1 protein-coding gene is annotated in these 22,739 nt (G+C 72.6%); it reads left to right on the forward strand.

The window, feature by feature from the left end; translation table 11 throughout:
* Positions 1-2 precede the first annotated feature (2 nt).
* Positions 3-22,718, forward strand: a complete 22,716-nt coding sequence (locus CKY47_RS34615) for a type I polyketide synthase (RefSeq protein ID WP_306750589.1) — start codon at positions 3-5, stop codon at positions 22,716-22,718.
* Positions 22,719-22,739 lie beyond the last annotated feature (21 nt).

A 22,739-nucleotide genomic window follows, 5' to 3' on the forward strand; every position in this document is an offset into this window, starting at 1 on the left:
AGATGATGAACGAGGACAAGCTTCGCGACTACCTGAAGCGCGCGACCGCTGACCTGCGCCAGGCCCGCCGCCGGTTGCGCGAGGTGACCGAGCGCGAGCAGGAGCCGATCGCGATCGTCGCCATGAGTTGCCGCTTCCCGGGCGGCATCGCCTCGGCCGAGGACCTGTGGGACCTCGTCGCCGGCGGGGGCGACGCCATCGGCGACTTCCCCGACGACCGGGGCTGGGACCTCGACGCCCTCTACGACCCCGACCCCGACCGCACCGGCACCGTCTACACGCGGCACGGCGGGTTCCTGCCGGGCGCCGCCGACTTCGACCCCGCGTTCTTCGGCATCAGCCCGCGTGAGGCGTTGGCGATGGACCCGCAGCAACGGCTGCTGCTGGAGACCGCCTGGGAGGTGTTCGAGAAGGCCGGCATCGCGCCGAAGTCGGTGCGCGGCAGCCTCACCGGCGTCTTCACCGGCGTCATGTACCACGACTACGCCTCGCGCCTGGCCAGCACGCCGGACAACCTCGAAGGTCTGCTGAGCACCGGCAACTCCGGCAGCGTCGCGTCCGGCCGCATCGCCTACACGCTGGGCCTGGAGGGGCCGGCGGTGACGGTGGACACGGCGTGCTCGTCGTCGCTGGTCGCCCTGCACCTCGCCGTGCAGGCGCTTCGGTCCGGCGACTGCACGATGGCGCTGGCGGGCGGCGTCACGGTCATGGCCGGCCCGTCCGCCTTCGTGGAGTTCAGCCGGCAGCGCGGCCTCGCGCCGGACGGCCGCTGCAAGTCGTTCTCCGCCGACGCCGACGGCGCGTCCTGGTCCGAGGGTGTCGGCCTGCTGCTGGTGGAGCGCCTGTCGGACGCCCGCCGCAACGGCCACCCCGTCCTCGCGGTGGTCCGGGGCAGCGCCGTCAACCAGGACGGCGCGTCCAACGGGCTGACCGCCCCCAACGGCCCGTCGCAGGAACGCGTCATCATGCAGGCGCTCGCCGGCGCCGGATTGTCCACCGAGGACGTGGACGTCGTCGAGGCGCACGGCACGGGTACGCCCCTGGGCGACCCGATCGAGGCGCAGTCCCTCCTGGCGACCTACGGGCGCAACCGCCCCGAGGGGCGGCCGCTGTGGTTGGGCTCGGTGAAGTCCAACCTCGGTCACACCCAGGCCGCCGCCGGCGTCGCCGGTGTGATCAAGGTGGTCATGGCGATGCGGCACGGCGTGCTGCCGCGCACCCTGCACGCCGATGAACCCACGCCGCAGGTCGACTGGACGGCCGGCGACGTGCGGCTGCTCACCGAACCCGTGGACTGGTCCTCCTCGGACCGCCCGCGCCGCGCCGGCGTGTCGTCCTTCGGCATCAGCGGCACCAACGCGCACACCGTCATCGAGGAGGCCCCACCCGTCGAACCCGCCCCCGGGGAGGAGGCCGCCGAGTCCGAGCCGGTGTCGGTGCGCACCGACGTCGTGCCGTGGGTGCTGTCGGCCGCCACCGCCGAGGGCGTGCGGGCACAGGTGGCGCGGCTGCTCGACCACCTGCCGGCGAACGCCGACCCGCTCGACGTGGCGTTCTCCCTGGCCACCGGTCGGTCACCGCTGGAACACCGCGTGGCCGTCGTCGGCTCGGACCTCGTCGGTCTCCGTGCCGCCCTCGACGGCGGTGACCCCGTCGTGGGTCGCGCCTCGGCCGGTGGACCGTTGGCGTTCTTGTTCTCGGGTCAGGGTTCGCAGCGGGTGGGTATGGGGCGTGGGTTGTATGCGGCGTTCCCGGTGTTCGCTGCCGCGTATGACGAGGTGGTCGCGGGGTTGGGTGGGGCGTCGTTCTTCGGCGTTGATGTGGAGGTGTTGGCGCGGACGGGTGTGGCGCAGCGTGCGTTGTTCGCGTTGCAGGTGGGGTTGTTCCGGTTGGTGGAGTCGTGGGGTGTGCGGCCGGATGTGTTGGTGGGGCATTCGGTGGGGGAGATCGCGGCGGCCCACGTGGCCGGGGTGTTGTCCCTCGACGACGCCTGTCGGCTGGTGTCCGCCCGCGCGGACCTGATGCAGGCGTTGCCGTCGGGTGGGGCGATGGTGGCGATCGAGGCGACCGAGGACGAGGTGCTGTCGCACCTGGCCGACGGTGTCTCGATCGCGGCGGTGAATGGTCCGCGTTCGGTGGTGGTGTCCGGTGCGGTGGACGCGGTGGACGCGGTGGACGCGGTGGTGGCGCACTTCGCCGACCGCAAGACCTCGCGGCTGACGGTGAGTCACGCCTTCCACTCGCCGTTGATGGACCCGATGCTCGACGACTTCGCCGCTGTGGTGGGCGGGTTGGAGTTCCACGAGCCGCGCATCCCGATGCTCTCCCCGGTCGCCGAGCCCGACTACTGGGTCCGGCACGTCCGCGACGCGGTCCGCTTCGCGGACCAGATCGCGGAGCTGGACGAGCGCGGCACGACGCGGTTCCTGGAGATCGGGCCGGGCGGCGTGCTGACGGCGCTGACCCGCAACTGCCTGCCCGACGCGGAGATCCTGGCCGTCCCGACCCTGCGCGCCGACCGACCGGAGGACCTGTCGGCCGTCACGGCGCTGGCGGAGCTGCACGTCAATGGGCTCGCCGTCGACTGGTCGGCCTTCTTCGCGGGGCGGGGCGCCGGGCGGACCGACCTGCCGACCTACGCCTTCCAGCACGAGCGGTACTGGCTGGAGGCGTCCACCGGACCCGGCGACCTGCGCCGCGCCGGGCTCACCCCCGCCGACCACCCTCTGCTGAGCGCCGCCGTGTCGGTCGCGGACGTCGACGGCTTCCTGCTGACGGGCCTGCTGTCCCCGCGCACGCAACCGTGGCTCGCCGGGCACGGCGTGCACGACTCCGCGGTCCTGCCCGCCGCCGCGTTCGTGGAACTGGCCGTCGTCGCGGGTGACCACGTGGGCTGCGGGACGATCGAGGAGTTGGCGGTCGAAACGCCACTCGTGCTCGCCGAGGGCGAGTCGGTCGCCGTGCAGGTGTGGATCGGCGCGCCCGACGCGGCCGGCCACCGCGAACTGCGAGTGCACTCCAAGCCGGAGAACGCGGACGTGCCGTGGACGCGGCACTGCACCGGCGCCCTGGGCGACACGCGCCGCGCCGAGCCGGAACAGGTCGTCGACCGGGCCGGCGCGGTGTCCGCCGAGGTCGACGACGCCTCGACGTTCGCGCTGCACCCGGCCCTGCTGGACGCCGTCCTCGCGACCGCCGCCGACGACCGGCCGGACTCGTGGGTGCACGCCGCCACCTGGCGCTCGGTGACCCTGTGGGCGACCGGTGCGACCGCGGTGCGGGCCTGGCTCACGCCCGCCGGCGACGGCGCGTTCTCCCTGCTGCTGACCGACCAGGACGGCCGCGCGGTGCTGACCGCCGAGTCCGTCGGGTTCCGGGCGATCCCGCTCGCCGACCTGCCGCTGAAGTCCGACGACCGGCTGCTGCGCGTGGACTGGACCGCCGTCGACGAGCTCGCGGACCCCGGTGACAGGCCCTGGCACCTGCTCGGCGCGGATGACCGGCTGCCCACCGCCACCGGCGTGTTCCGGACCCTGGAGGAAGCCGCCGCCGACGCACCGGAACTGCTGGTCCTGCCCGGTGGCGACCCGTTCTCGGTGCTCGCGCACGTCCGAGCACTGCTCTCCGACGACCGGCTCACCGGCACGCGGCTCGCCGTGGTCACCCGCCGCGCCGTGGCGACCACCCCGGCCGAGGATGTCCTGGACCTGCGCGCGGCGCCGATCTGGGGCCTGCTGCGGGTGGCGCAGTCCGAACACCCCGACCGGTTCGTCCTCGCCGACACCGACGACGACTCCGCTCACGTCCTGCACGCCGCGCTGCGCTCGGGTGAGCCGCAGGTGGCGCTGCGCGGCGGCACGGTCCTCGTGCCGCGGCTCGACCGCGTCACGCCCACGGCCGAACCACTCCGGCCGCTCGACCCGGAGGGCACCGTCCTGATCACCGGCGGCACCGGCGCGATCGGTGCCGTGGTCGCCCGGCACCTGGTCACCAAGCGGAGCGCACGGCACCTGCTGCTCGTGAGCCGGCGAGGCCCGGACGCCCCCGGCGCGGCGGACCTGCGCGCCGAGCTGACGGCCCTCGGCGCGCACGTCACCGTGGCGGCGTGCGACGTGGCCGACCGTGACGCGCTCGCCGCACTGCTGCGCGACGTGCCCGCCGAGCACCCGCTGACCGCCGTCCTGCACACCGCCGCGGTCGTGGACGGCGGCCTGGTCGAGCAGTTGACGGAGGAGCAGCTGGCCCGTGTCCTCGCCGCCAAGGCGACCGCCGCCCTCACCCTGCACGAGCTGACCGAGGACCTCGACCTGGCCGAGTTCGTCCTGTTCTCCTCGCTCACCGGCGTCCTCGGCGACGTGGGGACCGGGGCCTACGCGGCGGCCAACTCGCTGCTCGACGCGCTGGCCCACCACCGCCGCGCCCAGGGCCTGGCCGGCACCTCCCTGGCCTGGGGCCTGTGGTCGGTGCGCGGCGAGCAGACCGCCCTGAGCCGCGCCGACCTCGACCGGATGGGCCGCGCCGGGGTGCTCGCGCTGTCCGAGGGCGAAGCACTCGCCCGACTCGACCACGCCTGTGCCGCGCCCGACGCGTTGCTGGTGCCCGCCAAGCTCGACCTGACGGCGCGCTCCGGCGCGGTGCCGACGATGTTGCGCCGCCTGGTCCGCGTCTCCCCACGCCGCGTCGCCGCCACCGGCCCGGCCCGCGATTCCCTCGCCGCCCGGCTCCTCGCGACACCCGTCACCGACCGGGCGGACCTGGTCCTGGACCTGGTGCGCGCCCAGGCCGCCACGGTGCTCGCGCACGCCACCACCGACCTGGTCGAGGCAAGCCGGGCGTTCCGCGACCTCGGCTTCGACTCGCTCACCGCGATGGAGCTGCGCAACCGGCTCGGCACCGCCACCGCACTGCGCCTGCCCGCCACGCTCGTCTTCGACTACCCGACCCCCGAACTCCTCGCCGACCACCTGCTGGAGCGACTCGTCGGCGACACCCCCGCGCCCGCGCGCCCCGCCGCCGTCGGCGACGTGGCGGACGACCCCATCGCCATCGTGGCCATGAGCTGCCGCTTCCCCGGCGAGGTCGCCTCGCCCGAGGACCTGTGGCGGCTCGTCCGGGACGGCGTCGACGCGATGACCCCGATGCCCGCCGACCGGGACTGGGACCTCGACGACCTCTACGACCCCGACCCCGACCGGGCCGGGACTTCCTACGTGCGTGAAGGCGCGTTCCTCGACTCCCCGGCCGACTTCGACCCGGCGTTCTTCGGGATCTCGCCGCGCGAGGCGGTGGCGATGGACCCGCAGCAGCGCCTGCTGCTGGAGACGTCGTGGGAGCTGTTCGAGCGCGCCGGCATCGACCCCGCCGCGCTGCGCGGCAGCCTGACCGGCGTCTTCGTCGGCACCAACGGCCAGGACTACGCCGAGCGCCTGCGCCACGGCGGACCTGACGTGCAGGCGCACCTCGTCACGGCCAGTTCGGCGTCCGTGGTGTCCGGTCGGATCGCCTACACGTTCGGTTTGGAGGGGCCGGCGGTGACGGTGGACACGGCGTGTTCGTCGTCGTTGGTGGCCCTGCACCTCGCGACGCAGGCGCTCCGGCTCGGTGAGTGCGACATGGCCGTGGTCGGCGGGGCGACCGTGATGTCCACGCCGAACGCGTTCGTCGGGTTCAGCCGGCAGCGCGGCCTGGCGGCGGACGGTCGGTGCAAGTCGTTCGCGGCGGCGGCGGACGGCACCGGGTGGGGTGAGGGTGTCGGGTTGTTGTTGGTGGAGCGGTTGTCGGATGCCCGGCGGCTCGGTCACTCCGTGTTGGCGGTGGTGCGTGGTTCGGCGGTGAACCAGGACGGTGCGTCGAACGGGTTGACCGCGCCGAATGGTCCGTCGCAGCAGCGGGTGATTCGTGCGGCGTTGGCGGGTTCGGGTCTTGGTGCGTCCGATGTGGATGCGGTGGAGGCGCACGGGACTGGTACGGCGTTGGGTGATCCGATCGAGGCGCAGGCGTTGTTGGCGACGTACGGGCGTGATCGGGATCGTCCGTTGTGGCTCGGTTCGATCAAGTCGAACATCGGTCATACCCAGGCCGCCGCGGGTGTGGCGGGTGTGATCAAGATGGTGATGGCGATGCAGCACGGTGTGCTGCCGCCGACCCTGCACGTGGACGAGCCCACGCCGCACGTGGACTGGTCCGCCGGTGACGTCCGCCTGCTCACCGAAGCCGTTGAATGGGCCGAGCCGCGTCGGGCGGCGGTGTCGTCGTTCGGGGTCAGCGGCACGAACGCGCACACCGTCATCGAGTACGTCCCGGCGGAGCGTCCGGTGCCCGCGCCGCCGGTGGACGGTCCGGTGCCGTGGGTGCTGTCGGCCAAGACCGAGCAGGCCCTGCGCGACCAGGCCGCCCGATTTCTTGCGGTGGACGCCTCACCGGTCGACGTGGGCTACTCGCTGGTCGGCACCCGGGGGACGCTGGAGCACCGGGCGGTCGTCTTCGGGCGCTCCCCGGAGGACTTCGCCGGAGCGCTGAACGCGCTGGCCGGGGGGACGGCCCATGCGGCGGTCGCCCGAGGACGGGGCCGGTCCGGTTCCACGGCGTTCCTGTTCTCGGGTCAGGGTTCGCAGCGGGCGGGTATGGGGCGTGAGCTGCACGCGGCGTTCCCGGTGTTCGCTGCCGCGTATGACGAGGTGGTCGCGGGGTTGGGTGGGGCGTCGTTCTTCGGCGTTGATGTGGAGGTGTTGGCGCGGACGGGTGTGGCGCAGCGTGCGTTGTTCGCGTTGCAGGTGGGGTTGTTCCGGTTGTTCGAGTCGTGGGGTGTGCGGCCGGATGTGTTGGTGGGGCATTCGGTGGGGGAGATCGCGGCGGCCCACGTGGCCGGTGTGCTGTCGCTGGAGGATGCCTGCCGGTTGGTGTCGGCCCGCGCGGATTTGATGGAGGCGTTGCCGTCGGGTGGGGCGATGGTGGCGGTGGAGGCGTCGGAGGAGGAGGTCGTGCCGCTGCTGACGGACGGTGTGTCGGTGGCGGCTGTGAATGGTCCGCGTTCGGTGGTGGTGTCCGGTGCGGTGGACGCGGTGGACGCGGTGGTGGCGCACTTCGCGGACCGCAAGACCTCGCGGTTGGCGGTGAGTCATGCGTTCCACTCGCCGTTGATGGATCCGATGCTGGACGACTTCGCGGCGGTGGTGCGGGGACTGGAGTTCCACGAGCCGCGCATCCCGATGCTGTCGCCGGTCGCCGAGCCCGACTACTGGGTGCGGCACGTCCGCGACGCGGTGCGGTTTGCGGATCAGGTCGCGGAGCTGGACGAGCGCGGCACGACGAAGTTCCTGGAGATCGGACCGGGCGGTGTGCTGACCGCCCTGACCCGCAACTGCCTGCCCGACACCGAACTCCTGGCCGTCCCCACCCTGCGCGCCGACCGACCGGAGGAGACGACCGCCCTCACGGCGCTGGGTGAGTTGTTCGCCCACGGCGTCGGGGTGGACTGGACACCGTTCCTCCAGGGGGGCCAGCGGGTCGACCTGCCGACCTACCCATTCCAGCGGCAGCGCTACTGGCTCCAACGCGCTGCGGGGAGCACCGCCGACACCGACGCGGCGGGCTGGCGCTACCGCGTCGACTGGAAGCCGCTGGGCGTCCTGCCCGAGGGACGGCTCACCGGGACGTGGTTGCTGGTCGTGCCGGAGTCCGAAGACCTCACGGAGCCGGTCGCCGCTGTCCTGCAACGAGCGGGTGCGGACGTGGTGCGGTGGCGCTTCACGGGGGCCCCGCTGCCGGCAGGCGACTACAGCGGCGTCCTGTCCCTGCTCGCGTTAGGCGACGACCCGGCCCCGGCCACCCTCGCCCTGGTCCAAGCCGTGCTGGCCGCCGACGTCGAAGCGCCGCTGTGGTGCGCGACGCGCGACGCGGTGACCGAGCCGGCGCAGGGCATGGTGTGGGGTCTGGGGCGGACGGTGGCGTTGGAGCACCCGGCGCTGTGGGGCGGTTTGGTCGACCTGCCTGCCGAGCCGGACGAACGCGTCCTCGAACGACTGGCACCAGTGTTGGCCGGTGGTCATGGTGAGGATCAGGTCGCGGTGCGTGCATCGGGTGTGTTGGTGCGTCGTTTGGTGCGGGTGTCGTCGGTGTCGTCGGGTGTGTGGCGTGCTCGTGGTACGGCGTTGGTCACGGGTGGTACGGGGGCTCTGGGTGGTCATGTGGCCCGGTGGTTGGCGGGTCGTGGTGTGGGGCGGGTGGTGTTGACCAGCCGTCGTGGCGCCGGGGCGCCGGGTGCGGCCGAGTTGGTGGCCGAGCTTGGTGAGTTGGGTGTCGAGGTCGTGGTGGTGGCTTGTGACGTGGCGGACCGCGTCCAGGTGGAGGCGTTGCTTGCGGAGTTCGAGCCGACGTCGGTGTTCCACGCGGCCGGGCGCGACCACTTCGACCCGGTGGACACGCTCGACCAGGAAGAATTCGCCGCGGTGCTGTCGGCGAAGGTGGAGGGTGCGCGTCACCTGGACGAGTTGCTGGGTGAGCGGGAGTTGGACGCGTTCGTGCTGTTCTCGTCCATCGCCGGTGTGTGGGGCAGTGGTTATCAGGCCGCGTACGCGGCGGCCAACGCCTACCTGGACGCGTTGGCGCACCGGCGCAGGTCCCGTGGGCTGGCGGCTACCGCGGTGGCGTGGGGGCCGTGGGCCGACGGCGGCATGGCAGACGGCGACTCCGCCGACCAACTGCTGCGCCGCGGTGTGCGCAGGATGTCGGCCCGCCGCGCGATCGACGCGCTCGGGCACACCCTCGACCGCGGCGAGCACGCCGTCGTGGTCGCCGACGTGGACTGGTCGCGGTTCGCGCCGACGTTCACGGTCGGCCGGCCCAGCCCGCTGCTGGGCGACCTGCCCGAGGTCCGGGCGGCGCTGGAGCCGACCGCCGCCCCGGACGGCGGCGGCTTGGCGGCCAGGCTCGCGACCCTGCCCGTCGGCGACCAGGAGCACGTCCTCGTCGACCTCGTCCTGACGCACGCGGCGGCCGTCCTCGGCCACGCCGGCACGGACGACATCGAGCCGGACCGGGCGTTCAAGGAGTTGGGCTTCGACTCACTCACCGCGGTGGAGCTGCGCACGGCGCTGGCCGGCGCGACCGGCCTCGCCCTGCCCGCGTCCCTGGTCTTCGACTACCCGAACGCGATCGTCCTCGCCCGGCACCTGCGCGCGGAACTCGTCACGGCCGACGTCGTCGTGGCGAACACGGCCCGTGTCGCCGACGTCGCGGACGACCCGGTCGTCATCGTCGGCATGAGCTGCCGCTTCCCCGGCGGCGTCCGGTCCGCCGGCGACCTCTGGGACCTGGTCGCCGAGAGCCGCGACGCCATCGGGGACTTCCCCGTCGACCGCGGCTGGGACCTGGACCGGCTGTACCACCCGGACCCGGACCACGCGGGCACGACCTACAGCACGCGCGGCGGGTTCCTCCACGACGCGGCCGACTTCGACGCCGCTTTCTTCGGCATCAGCCCGCGTGAAGCACTGGCGATGGACCCGCAGCAGCGCCTGCTGCTGGAGACCGCCTGGGAGACGTTCGAGGTCGCCGGGATCGACCCGCGCTCGGTCGCGGGCAGCGCCACGGGCGTGTTCGTAGGCATGGCCTACCAGGGCTACGGCGCGGGGGCCGGCGACCGGCCAGACGGCGTCGAAGGGCACCTGCTCACCGGCGGCGCGGCGAGCGTCGTGTCCGGCCGGATCGCCTACACGCTGGGCCTGGAGGGGCCGGCGGTGACGGTGGACACGGCGTGCTCGTCGTCGCTGGTCGCCCTGCACCTCGCCGCCCAGTCCGTCCGGTCCGGTGAGTGCTCGATGGCGCTGGCGGGTGGCGTCACGGTGATGGCCGACCCGACGGTGTTCGTGGAGTTCAGCAGGCAGCGCGGTCTGTCGGTCGACGGCCGCTGCCGGGCCTACGGCGCGGGCGCGGACGGCACGGGCTGGTCGGAAGGCGCCGGCCTGCTGCTGGTGGAGCGGTTGTCGGATGCCCGGCGGCTCGGCCACGAGGTGTTGGCCGTGGTCCGGGGCAGTGCGGTGAACCAGGACGGCGCGTCGAACGGGTTGACCGCGCCGAACGGTCCTGCGCAGCAGCGCGTCATCCGGCAGGCGTTGGCGAACGCGGGGTTGAAGACGGATGACGTGGACGTGGTGGAGGGCCACGGCACCGGGACCTCGTTGGGTGATCCGATCGAGGCGCAGGCGTTGTTGGCGACCTATGGGCGTGATCGGGGTCGTCCGTTGTGGTTGGGGTCGTTGAAGTCGAACATCGGTCACACGCAGGCTGCCGCGGGTGTCGGCGGTGTGATCAAGATGGTGATGGCGATGCGGCACGGTGTGCTGCCGCGCACCCTCCACGCCGACGAACCCACGCCCGGGGTCGACTGGGCGTCCGGTGAGGTCCGGCTGCTGACCGAGGCCGTGGAGTGGGTGGAGGCGGACCGGCCGCGTCGGGCGGCGGTGTCATCGTTCGGCGTCAGCGGCACGAACGCCCATGTGATCATCGAACAGGCGGCCGAGGTCGAGGTTCAACGCGAAGTGAGCCCCGAGCCGCCGGTGGTGCCGTGGGTGCTGTCCGGTCGCGGTGCCGCCGCATTGCGGCGGCAAGCCCGGCAAGTGCTCCACACATCGGCCGACGCGGACGCCACCGACGTCGCGCTGTCCCTGGCGGGACGCACGGCCTTCGAGGACCGCGCGGTCGTGCTGGGCGCGAACCTGCTCGACGGTCTCCGGCACTTGGCGGACGGCGAATCCGCGCCGGGTGTGGTAATCGGCAGTCGGCGCGCCGGACGGCTCGCGTTCCTGTTCTCGGGTCAGGGTTCGCAGCGGGCTGGTATGGGGCGTGAGCTGCACGCGGCGTTCCCGGTGTTCGCTGCCGCGTATGACGAGGTGGTCGCGGGGTTGGGTGGGGCGTCGTTCTTCGGCGTTGACGTGGAGGTGTTGGCGCGGACGGGTGTGGCGCAGCGTGCGTTGTTCGCGTTGCAGGTGGGGTTGTTCCGCTTGTTCGAGTCGTGGGGTGTGCGGCCGGATGTGTTGGTGGGGCATTCGGTGGGGGAGATCGCGGCGGCCCACGTGGCCGGTGTGCTGTCCCTCGACGACGCCTGCCGGTTGGTGTCCGCCCGCGCGGATTTGATGGAGGCGTTGCCGTCGGGTGGGGCGATGGTGGCGGTGGAGGCGGCCGAGGACGAGGTCGTGCCGCTGTTGACGGACGGTGTGTCGGTGGCGGCTGTGAATGGTCCGCGTTCGGTGGTGGTGTCCGGTGCGGTGGACGCGGTGGACGCGGTGGTGGCGCACTTCGCGGACCGCAAGACCTCGCGGCTGGCGGTGAGTCACGCCTTCCACTCGCCGCTCATGGACCCGATGCTGGACGAGTTCGCGGCGGTGGTTGGTGGGTTGGAGTTCCACGAGCCGCGCATCCCGATGTTGTCGCCGGTCGCCGAGCCCGGCTACTGGGTCCGGCACGTCCGTGACGCGGTGCGGTTCGCGGATCAGGTCGGTGAGCTGGACGAGCGGGGTGTCAGCAAGTTCCTGGAGATCGGACCGGGCGGTGTGCTGACCGCTCTGGCCCAGAATTGCCTGCCTAACAAGGAGGTCGTGGCCACTCCGGCGCTCCGTGCCGACCACGAGGAGGTCGCCACCACCGCCATGGCCGTGGCGAGGCTGTTCGTCACCGGTGTCCCGGTGGATTGGCGGGCGTTCGTGCCCGACGCCCGGCCCATCGGCCTCCCGACCTACGCGTTCCAGCGTGAGCGGTACTGGCTGACGACCGGGGCGCACCACCGGAGCGATCCGGCCGAGGCCCGATTCTGGGAGACCGTCGAACGCGAAGACCTGGAGCAGTTGGCCGCCACCCTGGACATCACCGGCGACGAGTCGTTCAGCGCGGTGCTGCCGAGGTTGTCGGCCTGGCGCAGGCGCCGTCGTGACGAGGCAGCCGCCGACGGCTGGCGCTACGACGTCTCGTGGCAGCCGCTGGACGACGCGGAAGCCGTGACGCCGGACGGTACCTGGTTGCTCCTCCTGCCGGCGGTCGGCGACGTGCTGCCCTGGGTGGACGTCGTGCACGACCTGCTGGCCGATCGTGTGGCCGAGCTGGTCGTGGTGCGGGTCGGCCTCGACACCGACCTGTCCACCGCGCTCGCGGACCTGCCCGAGGTCGGGCGAGTGGTGTCCCTCCTCGCCGGCTCGGACACCCGGGACGGGACCGCGCTGACCCTCCGCCTGGTCCAAGCCCTGTTGGACGCGGGTGTCGAGGTGCCGTTGTGGTGCGTGACGCGCGAGGCGGTGGCTGACCCGGCGCAGGGCATGGTGTGGGGTCTGGGGCGGACGGTGGCGTTGGAGCACCCGGCGCTGTGGGGCGGTTTGGTCGACCTGCCCGCCGAGGTCGACGACGTGGCGATCGGCCGTTTGGCGTGGGTGTTGGCCGGTGGTCATGGTGAGGATCAGGTCGCGGTGCGTGCATCGGGTGTGTTGGTGCGTCGTTTGGTGCGGGTGTCGTCGGTGTCGTCGGGTGTGTGGCGTGCTCGTGGTACGGCGTTGGTCACAGGTGGTACGGGGGCTCTGGGTGGTCATGTGGCCCGGTGGTTGGCGGGTCGTGGTGTGGGGCGGGTGGTGTTGACCAGCCGTCGTGGTGCCGGGGCACCGGGAGTCGACGCCCTGGTGGCCGAGCTTGGCGAGCTGGGTGTCGAGGTCGTGGTGGTGGCCTGTGACGTGGCGGACCGCGTCCAGGTGGAGGCGTTGCTTGCGGAGTTCGAGCCGACGTCGGTGTTCCACGCGGCCGGGCGCGACCACTTCGACCCGGTGTCCTCCCTGTCACTCGAAGACCTGCACGCGGTGCTGTCGGCGAAGGTGGAGGGTGCGCGTCACCTGGACGAGTTGCTGGGTGAGCGGGAGTTGGACGCGTTCGTGCTGTTCTCGTCCATCGCCGGTGTGTGGGGCAGTGGTTATCAGGCCGCGTACGCGGCGGCCAACGCCTACCTGGACGCGTTGGCCCACCGGCGCAGGTCCCGTGGGCTGGCGGCTACCGCGGTGGCGTGGGGGCCGTGGGCCGACGGCGGCATGGCGGCCGAGACCGGTGCCGAGGAATCCCTGCGCCGCCGCGGGTTGAGGACCATGCCCGCTGCCCAGGCCGTGCTCGCCCTGCACCGGGCACTGGCCGACGACCGCACCACGTCGACGGTCGCCGACGTGGACTGGTCGACGTTCGCGCCGACCTTCACGGTCGGCAGGCCCAGCCCGCTGCTGTCCGCGCTGCCCGAGGTGCGGGACGCCCTGGACGGTGGAGCCGCGCCCACGTCGACCGCGAGTGCCGAACTGGTGGCGCGGTTGACCGGACTGCCCGAACCCGAGCAGGACCGCCTCCTGGTCGACCTGGTCCGGACGCGCGCCGCCGCCGTGCTCGGCCACGGCTCGACCGGGTCTGTTTCGGCGGACCGGGCCTTCCGCGACCTCGGGTTCGACTCGCTGACCGCGGTCGAACTGCGTAACACCCTGGGTGCCGAAACCGGTCTGTCCCTGCCGACCACCCTCGTCTTCGACCACCCGAACGCCACCGAGCTGGCCCGGCTGCTCAAGACCGAACTGCTCGGCACGGCAGGGGGTGCCGACACCGTCCTGCCCGTCGCGGTGGGCTCGTCCGAGGACCCGATCGTGATCGTGGGGATGAGTTGCCGCTACCCGGGCGGTGTCCGGTCGCCGGAGGACCTGTGGCGGCTGGTGGCGGACGGCGTCGACGCCGTCGACGAGTTCCCCACCGACCGCGACTGGGACGTCGAGAAGCTCTACGACCCGACCGGCAAGGCCGGCAGCTCCTACGTGCGGCACGGGGGTTTCCTGTACGACGCGGCGGAGTTCGACGCGGATTTCTTCGGTATTTCGCCGCGTGAGGCGGTGGCGATGGACCCGCAGCAGCGGTTGCTGTTGGAGACGTCGTGGGAGTTGTTCGAGCGGGCGGGTATCGATCCGTCGTCCGTGCGGGGTTCGCAGGTCGGTGTGTTCATCGGCTCGGGCTACCAGGACTACGCGGCACAGGTCTTGGCGGCCGACGGTGCGGGCGGCTACGTGGGCACGGGCACGTCCGGCAGTGTGATCTCCGGGCGGCTGGCCTACACGTTCGGCCTCCAGGGGCCGGCGGTGACGGTGGACACGGCGTGTTCCTCGTCGCTGGTCGCCCTGCACCTCGCCGCCCAGGCGGTGCGCAACGGCGAGTGCACGATGGCCCTCGCCGGCGGTGTGACCGTCATGGCGACGCCGGGGCCGTTCATCGAGTTCAGTCGTCAGGGTGGTCTGGCGGCGGACGGTCGGTGCAAGCCGTTCGCGGCGGCGGCGGACGGCACAGGGTGGTCCGAGGGTGTCGGTGTGCTGCTGGTGGAGCGGTTGTCGGATGCCCGGCGGCTTGGTCACGAGGTGTTGGCCGTGGTCCGGGGCAGTGCGGTGAACCAGGACGGCGCGTCGAACGGGTTGACCGCGCCCAATGGCCCCGCACAGCAGCGGGTCATCCGGCAGGCGTTGGCGAACGCGGGGCTGCGGACCGACCAGGTGGACGTGGTGGAGGGGCACGGCACGGGCACCGTCCTGGGTGATCCGATCGAGGCGCAGGCGTTGCTGGCGACGTACGGGCGTGATCGGGGTCGTCCGTTGTGGTTGGGGTCGTTGAAGTCGAACATCGGGCACGCGCAGGCGGCGTCGGGCGTGGCGGGTGTGATCAAGATGGTGATGGCGATGCGGCACGGTGTGCTGCCGCGCACGTTGCACGTGGACGAGCCGACCCCGCACGTGGACTGGACGGCCGGTGACGTGCGGCTGCTGACCGAGCAGCGGGAGTGGCCCGCCGGGGACCGCCCGCGCCGGGCGGGTGTGTCGTCGTTCGGCGTGAGCGGCACCAACGCCCACACCATCATCGAGTCCTACGACGACGTCCCACTGGTTGTACCGGCCGCGCCGCCGTCGCCGGAGGTCGTACCGTGGCCGTTGTCGGCCAGGAGCGTCCCGGCACTTCAGGAGCAGGCCCGGCGCCTGCTCGACGCCGTGGACTCCCGGGGACCGGACCTGGCTTCCGTGGGGCTCACGCTCGCGACGCGGCGTGCGGCGCTCGAACACCGGGCGGTGGTCGTCGGCACGGACATCCACGACTTCCGCGCCGGTCTGGCAGCCCTCGCGCAGGGACAGCAGGCTGCCACCGTGGTCACCGGTGAACAGGAGGCCGGTCAGACCGCGTTCCTGTTCTCGGGTCAGGGTTCGCAGCGGGCCGGTATGGGGCGTGAGCTGCACGCTGCGTTCCCGGTGTTCGCCGCTGCGTATGACGAGGTGGTCGCGGGGCTTGGCGGGACGTCGTTCTTCGACGTGGGTGCGGAGGTGTTGGCGCGGACGGGTGTGGCGCAGCGTGCGTTGTTCGCGTTGCAGGTGGCGTTGTTCCGCTTGTTCGAGTCGTGGGGTGTCCGACCGGATGTGCTGGTGGGGCATTCGGTGGGGGAGATCGCGGCGGCCCACGTCGCCGGTGTGCTGTCCCTCGACGACGCCTGTCGGTTGGTGTCCGCCCGCGCCGACCTGATGCAGGCGTTGCCACCCGGCGGCGGGATGGTCGCGGTGGAGGCGACCGAGGACGAGGTGTTGCCGCACCTGGCCGACGGTGTCTCGATCGCGGCGGTGAACGGTCCGCGTTCGGTGGTCGTGTCCGGTGAGGCAGGGGCCGTGGACGCGGTGGTGGCGCACTTCGCGGACCGCAAGACGTCGCGGCTCAAGGTGAGCCACGCCTTCCACTCGCCGTTGATGGAGCCGATGCTGGACGGGTTCGCGGCGGTGGTGGGCGGGTTGGAGTTCCACGAGCCGAGCATTCCGATGCTGTCCCCGGTCGCCGAGGCGGGTTACTGGGTGCGGCACGTTCGGGACGCCGTCCGCTTCGCCGAGCAGGTCGTGGAGCTGGATGAGCGGGGTGTCAGCAAGTTCCTGGAGATCGGGCCGGGCGGCGTGCTGACCGCCTTGACCCGCAACTGCCTGCCCGACGCGGAGATCCTGGCCGTCCCGACGCTGCGCACTGACCACGACGAGGCGACGACGATCGTCACGGCCGTGGCGCGGCTGCACACCCACGGCGTCAACGTGGACTGGTCCCCGTTCTTCCCCGACGCGCAGCCGGTCGACCTGCCCACCTACGCCTTCCGGACGCGCACCTACTGGATGAGCGCGCCGGCGGCCGAAGTGGCGGCCGACCCGGCCGACTCCGCGTTCTGGAGCATCGTCGAAAGGCAGGACGCGATCGGCCTGGCCGAGGTGCTGGGCACCGCGCCGGCCGAGTTGGACCACGTGCTGCCCGCCTTGTCCGCCTGGCGTCGGCAGCGGCACGACCAGTCGGCGGTGTCCGGGTGGCGCTACCGGGTCGCCTGGCAGCCGGTGACCCTGGACGACCGCCGACCGGCCGGCCGTTGGTTGGTGGTGGTGCCTTCGGGCGTCGAGCACACGGACTTCGTCGAAGGCGCTCTCACCCGACACGGGGCTGTTCCGGTCACTATCGAGGTGGAGCCGGGCACCACCCGCACGTCCCTCGCCGACCTGGTTCGCCAAGCCCTCGAAGCGCCGGACGAGCCGTTGGCGGGCGTCCTGTCGCTGCTCGCCCTCGGCGACGAGGACGCGACGCCGGGCCTGGCCCAGGGGTTGAGCGACGCCGAGGTGATCGCGCCGCTGTGGTGCGTGACGCGCGGCGCGGTCGGCACCGGTCCCGTCGACGCCGTCGAGCACCCCGAACAGGCCAAGGTCTGGGGTCTCGGCCGGGTGATCGGCCTGGAGCGCCCCGACCTCTGGGGTGGTCTGGTGGACCTGCCTGCCGAGCTGGATGAGCGTGTCCTCGGCCGTTTGGCGTGGGTGTTGGCCGGTGGTCATGGTGAGGATCAGGTCGCGGTGCGTGCATCGGGTGTGTTGGTGCGTCGTTTGGTGCGGGTGTCGTCGGTGTCGTCGGGTGTGTGGCGTGCTCGTGGTACGGCGTTGGTCACGGGTGGCACGGGGGCTCTGGGTGGTCATGTGGCCCGGTGGTTGGCGGGTCGTGGTGTGGGGCGGGTGGTGTTGACCAGCCGTCGTGGCGCCGGGGCGCCGGGTGCGGCCGAGTTGGTGGCCGAGCTTGGTGAGTTGGGTGTCGAGGTCGTGGTGGTGGCCTGTGACGTGGCGGACCGCGTCCAGGTGGAGGCGTTGCTCGCAGGCATCGCGGACTTGACCGTCGTCGTGCACACCGCGGGCGTCGACCACCTCACGCCGCTGGACGAGTTGACCCCGGAGGGCTACGCCGCCGTGCTGTCGGCGAAGGTGGAGGGTGCGCGTCACCTGGACGAGTTGCTGGGTGAGCGGGAGTTGGACGCGTTCGTGCTGTTCTCGTCCATCGCCGGTGTGTGGGGCAGTGGTTATCAGGCCGCGTACGCGGCGGCCAACGCCTACCTGGACGCGTTGGCCCACCGGCGCAGGTCCCGTGGGCTGGCGGCTACCGCGGTGGCGTGGGGGCCGTGGGCCGACGGCGGCATGGCGGAAGGCCCCGCCGAGGAGCAGCTGCGGCGGCGTGGCCTGATCCGGATGCCCGCACGGCAGGCAGTGCTCGCCCTCCAAGGGGCACTGGCCGACGACGAGATCGCCCTGACCGTGGTCGACGTCGACTGGGCCGCGTTCGCGCCGACGTTCACCGTGAACAGGCCCAGCCCGCTGCTCGGCGACCTGCCCGAGGTCCGGGCGGCGCTGGAGACCGTTGCACCCGAGTCGGGCGGTGAGCCCGAGTTGGTGGCCCGGTTGTCCACGCTGTCCGAGGCGGAGCAGGAGCGAACGCTGGTCGAGCTGGTCCGGGCCGGTGCGGCGCTCGTGCTGGGCCACGGCGCGGCGGGTGACGTCGCCACCGACCGCGCGTTCCGCGACATGGGCTTCGACTCCCTCACGGCGGTCGAGCTACGGAACGCGTTGAGCGAGCGGACCGGGCTGGCCCTGCCGTCGACGATCGTCTTCGACTACCCGGACGCGCGGGAGCTGGGCAAGTTCATCAAGGCCGAGCTGCTGGGCTCGTCCGATGGAGCGGTGACCGCGTCCGAGGTCTCGGCGGACCTGTCCGAGGACCCGATCGTGATCGTGGGGATGAGTTGCCGCTACCCGGGCGGTGTCCGGTCGCCGGAGGACCTGTGGCGGCTGGTGGCGGACGGCGTCGACGCGGTCGACGAGTTCCCCGCCGACCGCGGTTGGGACCTCGACTCCTTGTACTCGCCGGACGGGGGCCCCGGGCGGTCCTACGTGCGGCACGGGGGTTTCCTGTACGACGCGGCGGAGTTCGACGCGGATTTCTTCGGTATTTCGCCGCGTGAGGCGGTGGCGATGGACCCGCAGCAGCGGTTGCTGTTGGAGACGTCGTGGGAGTTGTTCGAGCGGGCGGGTATCGATCCGTCGTCCGTGCGGGGTTCGCAGGTCGGTGTGTTCATCGGCTCGGGCTACCAGGACTACGCGGCACAGGTGCTCAAGGCCGACAACGCCGAGGGTTACCTGGGAACCGGCAGTGCGGCGAGCGTCCTGTCCGGGCGGCTGGCCTACACGTTCGGTCTCCAGGGGCCGGCGGTGACGGTGGACACGGCGTGTTCCTCGTCGCTGGTCGCCCTGCACTGGGCGGTCCAGGCCCTGCGCAACGGCGAGTGCTCCATGGCCATCGCGGGCGGTGTCATGGTGATGGCTACCCCCACGGCGTTCGTCGAGTTCAGTCGTCAGGGTGGTCTGGCGGCGGACGGTCGGTGCAAGCCGTTCGCGGCGGCGGCGGACGGCACAGGGTGGTCCGAGGGTGTCGGTGTGCTGCTGGTGGAGCGGTTGTCGGATGCCCGGCGGCTCGGTCACGAGGTGTTGGCCGTGGTCCGGGGCAGTGCGGTGAACCAGGACGGCGCGTCGAACGGGTTGACCGCGCCGAACGGTCCTGCGCAGCAGCGCGTCATCCGGCAGGCGCTGGCCAGTGCCGGGCTGTCGACGGCGGACGTGGACGTGGTCGAGGCGCACGGCACGGGGACCACGTTGGGTGATCCGATCGAGGCGCAGGCGTTGCTGGCGACGTACGGGCGTGATCGGGGTCGTCCGTTGTGGTTGGGGTCGTTGAAGTCGAACATCGGGCACGCGCAGGCGGCGTCGGGTGTCGCGGGTGTGATCAAGATGGTGATGGCGATGCGGCACGGTGTGCTGCCGCGCACCCTGCACGTGGACGAGCCGACCCCGCACGTCGATTGGACGGTCGGTGACGTCAGGCTGCTCACCGAACCCGTGGACTGGTCCTCTTCGGACCACCCGCGCCGGGCGGGCGTGTCGTCGTTCGGCGTGAGCGGCACCAACGCCCACACCATCATCGAGGAGCCCTCGCTGGTGGTCGGCACACCCCCCGCCCCCGGTAACCCGGCCCCGGTGGTGCCGTGGGTGCTCTCCGCGTCGACCGCGGACGGCTTGCGGATGCAGGCCGGTCAACTGCTGTCGTTGGTCGAGTCGACCGGACCGGACCCGGTGGACGTCGCGTACTCGCTGGTGACGGGCCGTGCCGCACTGCGGAACCGGGCCGTGGTGCTCGGGGACGGACCCGGTGGACTGACCGCTGGTCTCCGCGCCCTGGCGGCGGGCGACAGCGTCCCCGCCTCGATCCGGGGAGAGGCCGTCCAGGGCTCCACGGCGTTCCTGTTCTCGGGTCAGGGTTCGCAGCGGGCTGGTATGGGGCGTGAGCTGCACGCGGCGTTCCCGGTGTTCGCTGCCGCGTATGACGAGGTGGTCGCGGGGTTGGGTGGGGCGTCGTTCTTCGGCGTTGACGTGGAGGTGTTGGCGCGGACGGGTGTGGCGCAGCGTGCGTTGTTCGCGTTGCAGGTGGCGTTGTTCCGGCTGGTGGAGTCGTGGGGTGTGCGGCCGGATGTGTTGGTGGGGCATTCGGTGGGGGAGATCGCGGCGGCCCACGTGGCCGGGGTGTTGTCCCTCGACGACGCCTGCCGGTTGGTGTCCGCCCGCGCCGACCTGATGCAGGCGTTGCCGTCCGGTGGGGCGATGGTGGCGATCGAGGCGACCGAGGACGAGGTGCTGCCGCACCTCACCGAGGAGGTCTCGATCGCGGCGGTGAACGGTCCGCGTTCGGTGGTGGTGGCGGGTGAGGCCGGGGCTGTTGAAGTGGTGGTTGCGCACTTCGCGGACCGCAAAACCTCGCGGCTCAAGGTGAGCCACGCCTTCCACTCGCCGCTCATGGAGCCGATGCTGGACGACTTCGCCGCCGTGGTGGGGGAACTGGAGTTCTCCGAGCCGCGCATCCCGATGCTGTCGCCGGTCAGCGAGCCCGACTACTGGGTGCGGCACGTGCGCGACGCCGTCCGCTTCGGCGACCAGATCGACGAACTCGACCGGCGCGGCATCGCGAAGTTCCTGGAGATCGGGCCGGGCGGTGTGCTGACGGCGCTGACCCGCAACAGCCTGCCCGACGCGGAGATCCTCGCCGTCCCGACCCTGCGCGCCGACCGACCCGAAGTCACCGCCGCCACCACCGCCCTCGCCCACCTGCACGTCAACGGAGTCGAGGTGGACTGGACGCCGTTCCTGGCGGGCGGCTCGCGGGTGCCCGTGCCGACCTACCCGTTCCAGCGGGAGCGCCACTGGCTGGAGAGCTCTCCCGCCGCGACCGCCGCCGACCCGGTCGACGCGGAGTTCTGGGCGACGGTCGAGCGCGGCGACCTCGGCGAACTGGCGAGCACCCTCAACGTGCGCACCGACGACCGGTTCGGCGACGTGCTGCCCCGGCTCACGGAGTGGCGTCGCCGCCGACGTGAGCAGTCCGCCTCCGACTCGCTGCGCTACGACGTGGCGTGGCGGTCACCGGCGGACCTGCCGGCGGCAGATCTGGACGGGACCTGGCCCGTGGTCGTACACGCGGACCGCCTCACCGCCGAACCCGTGGTCGCCTGTCTGCGCGGACTCGTCGAGCACGGCGCCACACCCCTGGTGGTGGCGCTGGAGCCCGGCGACGACCGGTCGACCCTGGCCGCGCGGCTGGCGGGCACGGACGCGGCCGGCGTCCTATCGCTGCTGGCGGTGACCGGCGACCCGGGACGGCCCGCCGACGCGGTGGCCTCGACGGTGCTGCTGGTGCAGGCGCTGGTCGATGCCGGGGTGGGAGCGCCGCTGTGGTGCGCCACCCGCTCGGCGGTCTCCACCGGTGCCGATGACCCGCTGCGCAACCCCGTGCAGGCACTGGTCTGGGGCACGGGCCGGGCAGCTGCCCTGGAGCACGCCGCGCGCTGGGGCGGCCTGGTGGACCTGCCGGAGACCCTGGACGACCGGGTGCTCGCCGACCTCGCCTCCGTGCTCTCCGGGCGGTCCGGGGAAGACCAGGTCGCGATCCGCCCGTCGGGCGTCCTGGTCCGCAGGCTCCGGCGGACACCTCCGACAACACGACCGGTGCGCGCCCGCGGCCTCGGCGGCACGGTGCTCGTCACCGGCGGCACCGGCGGGCTGGGCGCGCACGTGGCCCGGTGGCTCGCCACCGGTGACACGCGGGACGTGGTGCTCACCAGCCGGCGCGGCGAGGACGCACCCGGCGCCGTGGACCTGCGCGCCGAGCTGGAGGCCGCGGGTGTCGGCGTCACGATCGCCGCGTGCGACATCGCCGACCGGGCCGCGGTCGCGGCGCTGCTGGACCAGGTGGGACCGCTGACGGCCGTCGTGCACGCGGCGGGTGTCGCCGACGCGGCGATGATCGCCGACACCACGGCCGAAGAGGTCGCCGCCGCGCTGGCCGCCAAGGTCGACGGCGCGCGGCACCTCGACGAGCTGCTGGGCGACCGGGAACTGGACGCGTTCGTGCTGTTCTCCTCCATCGCCGGCGTCTGGGGCAGCGGTGGTCAAGCGGCCTACGCCGCGGGAAACGCCTACCTCGACGCCCTCGCCGCAGCCCGGCGCGCCCGCGGCCTCACCGCGACGGCCGTCGCGTGGGGTCCGTGGGGCGGGGGCGGCATGGTGGCCGACACCGGGGACGAGGAGCGACTGCGGGCGCGCGGCCTGACGCCGTTGACCCCCTCGTCGGCGCTGCTCGCCCTCCAGCGGGCGCTGGACGAGGACGCGACCGCGCTCGTGGTGGCCGATGTCGACTGGGAGCGGTTCATCGAGCCGTTCACCGTCACCCGCCCCAGCCCCCTGCTCGACGAGCTCGCCGGGACGCACCGCGCGCCCGACCCCGTCGAGTCAGGGTCGGCGCAGGACGCCCTGCGCGCCACCCTGGCCGACGCGCCGCCCGCCGAGCGCGACCAGGTCCTGCTGGACCTGGTCCGGGCGAACGTGGCGAACGTCCTCGGCCACGGCAGCCCCGACCGCGTGGAACCCGGCCGGGCGTTCCGGGACCTCGGCTTCGACTCGCTCACCGCGATCGAGATGCGCAACGGCCTGACCGCGGCGACCGGGCTCGCGCTGCCGGCCACGCTGGTCTTCGACCACCCGACGCCGAGCACCCTCGCCCGGCACCTGCTCGCCGAACTCGTCCCCGACGACGCGGCGCCGGGCACCTCGGTGTTCGGCGAACTCGACCGGGTGGAGTCGGCCATCGCCACCACCGGCGGCGACGTCGTCGTCCGGTCCCGGATCAAGCTCCGTTTGCAGGACCTGCTGGCGCGGCTCAACGGCGACGCGGACGACACCGCGGCCGACCGGCTGGCCGACGCGACGGTCGACGACATCTTCGACCTCGTCGACCGGGAACTGGACGTGTCGTGAGCAGCCCCACCGCACATGCCG

This window comes from Saccharothrix longispora (assembly GCF_030852425.1).
In the GTDB taxonomy this organism is placed as follows: domain Bacteria; phylum Actinomycetota; class Actinomycetes; order Mycobacteriales; family Pseudonocardiaceae; genus Actinosynnema; species Actinosynnema longispora.

What these genes read in the sequence shown, in the direction of transcription:
- CKY47_RS34615 (WP_306750589.1), top strand. Translation starts at nt 3, where the DNA reads ATGATGAACGAGGACAAGCTTCGCGACTACCTGAAGCGCGCGACCGCT.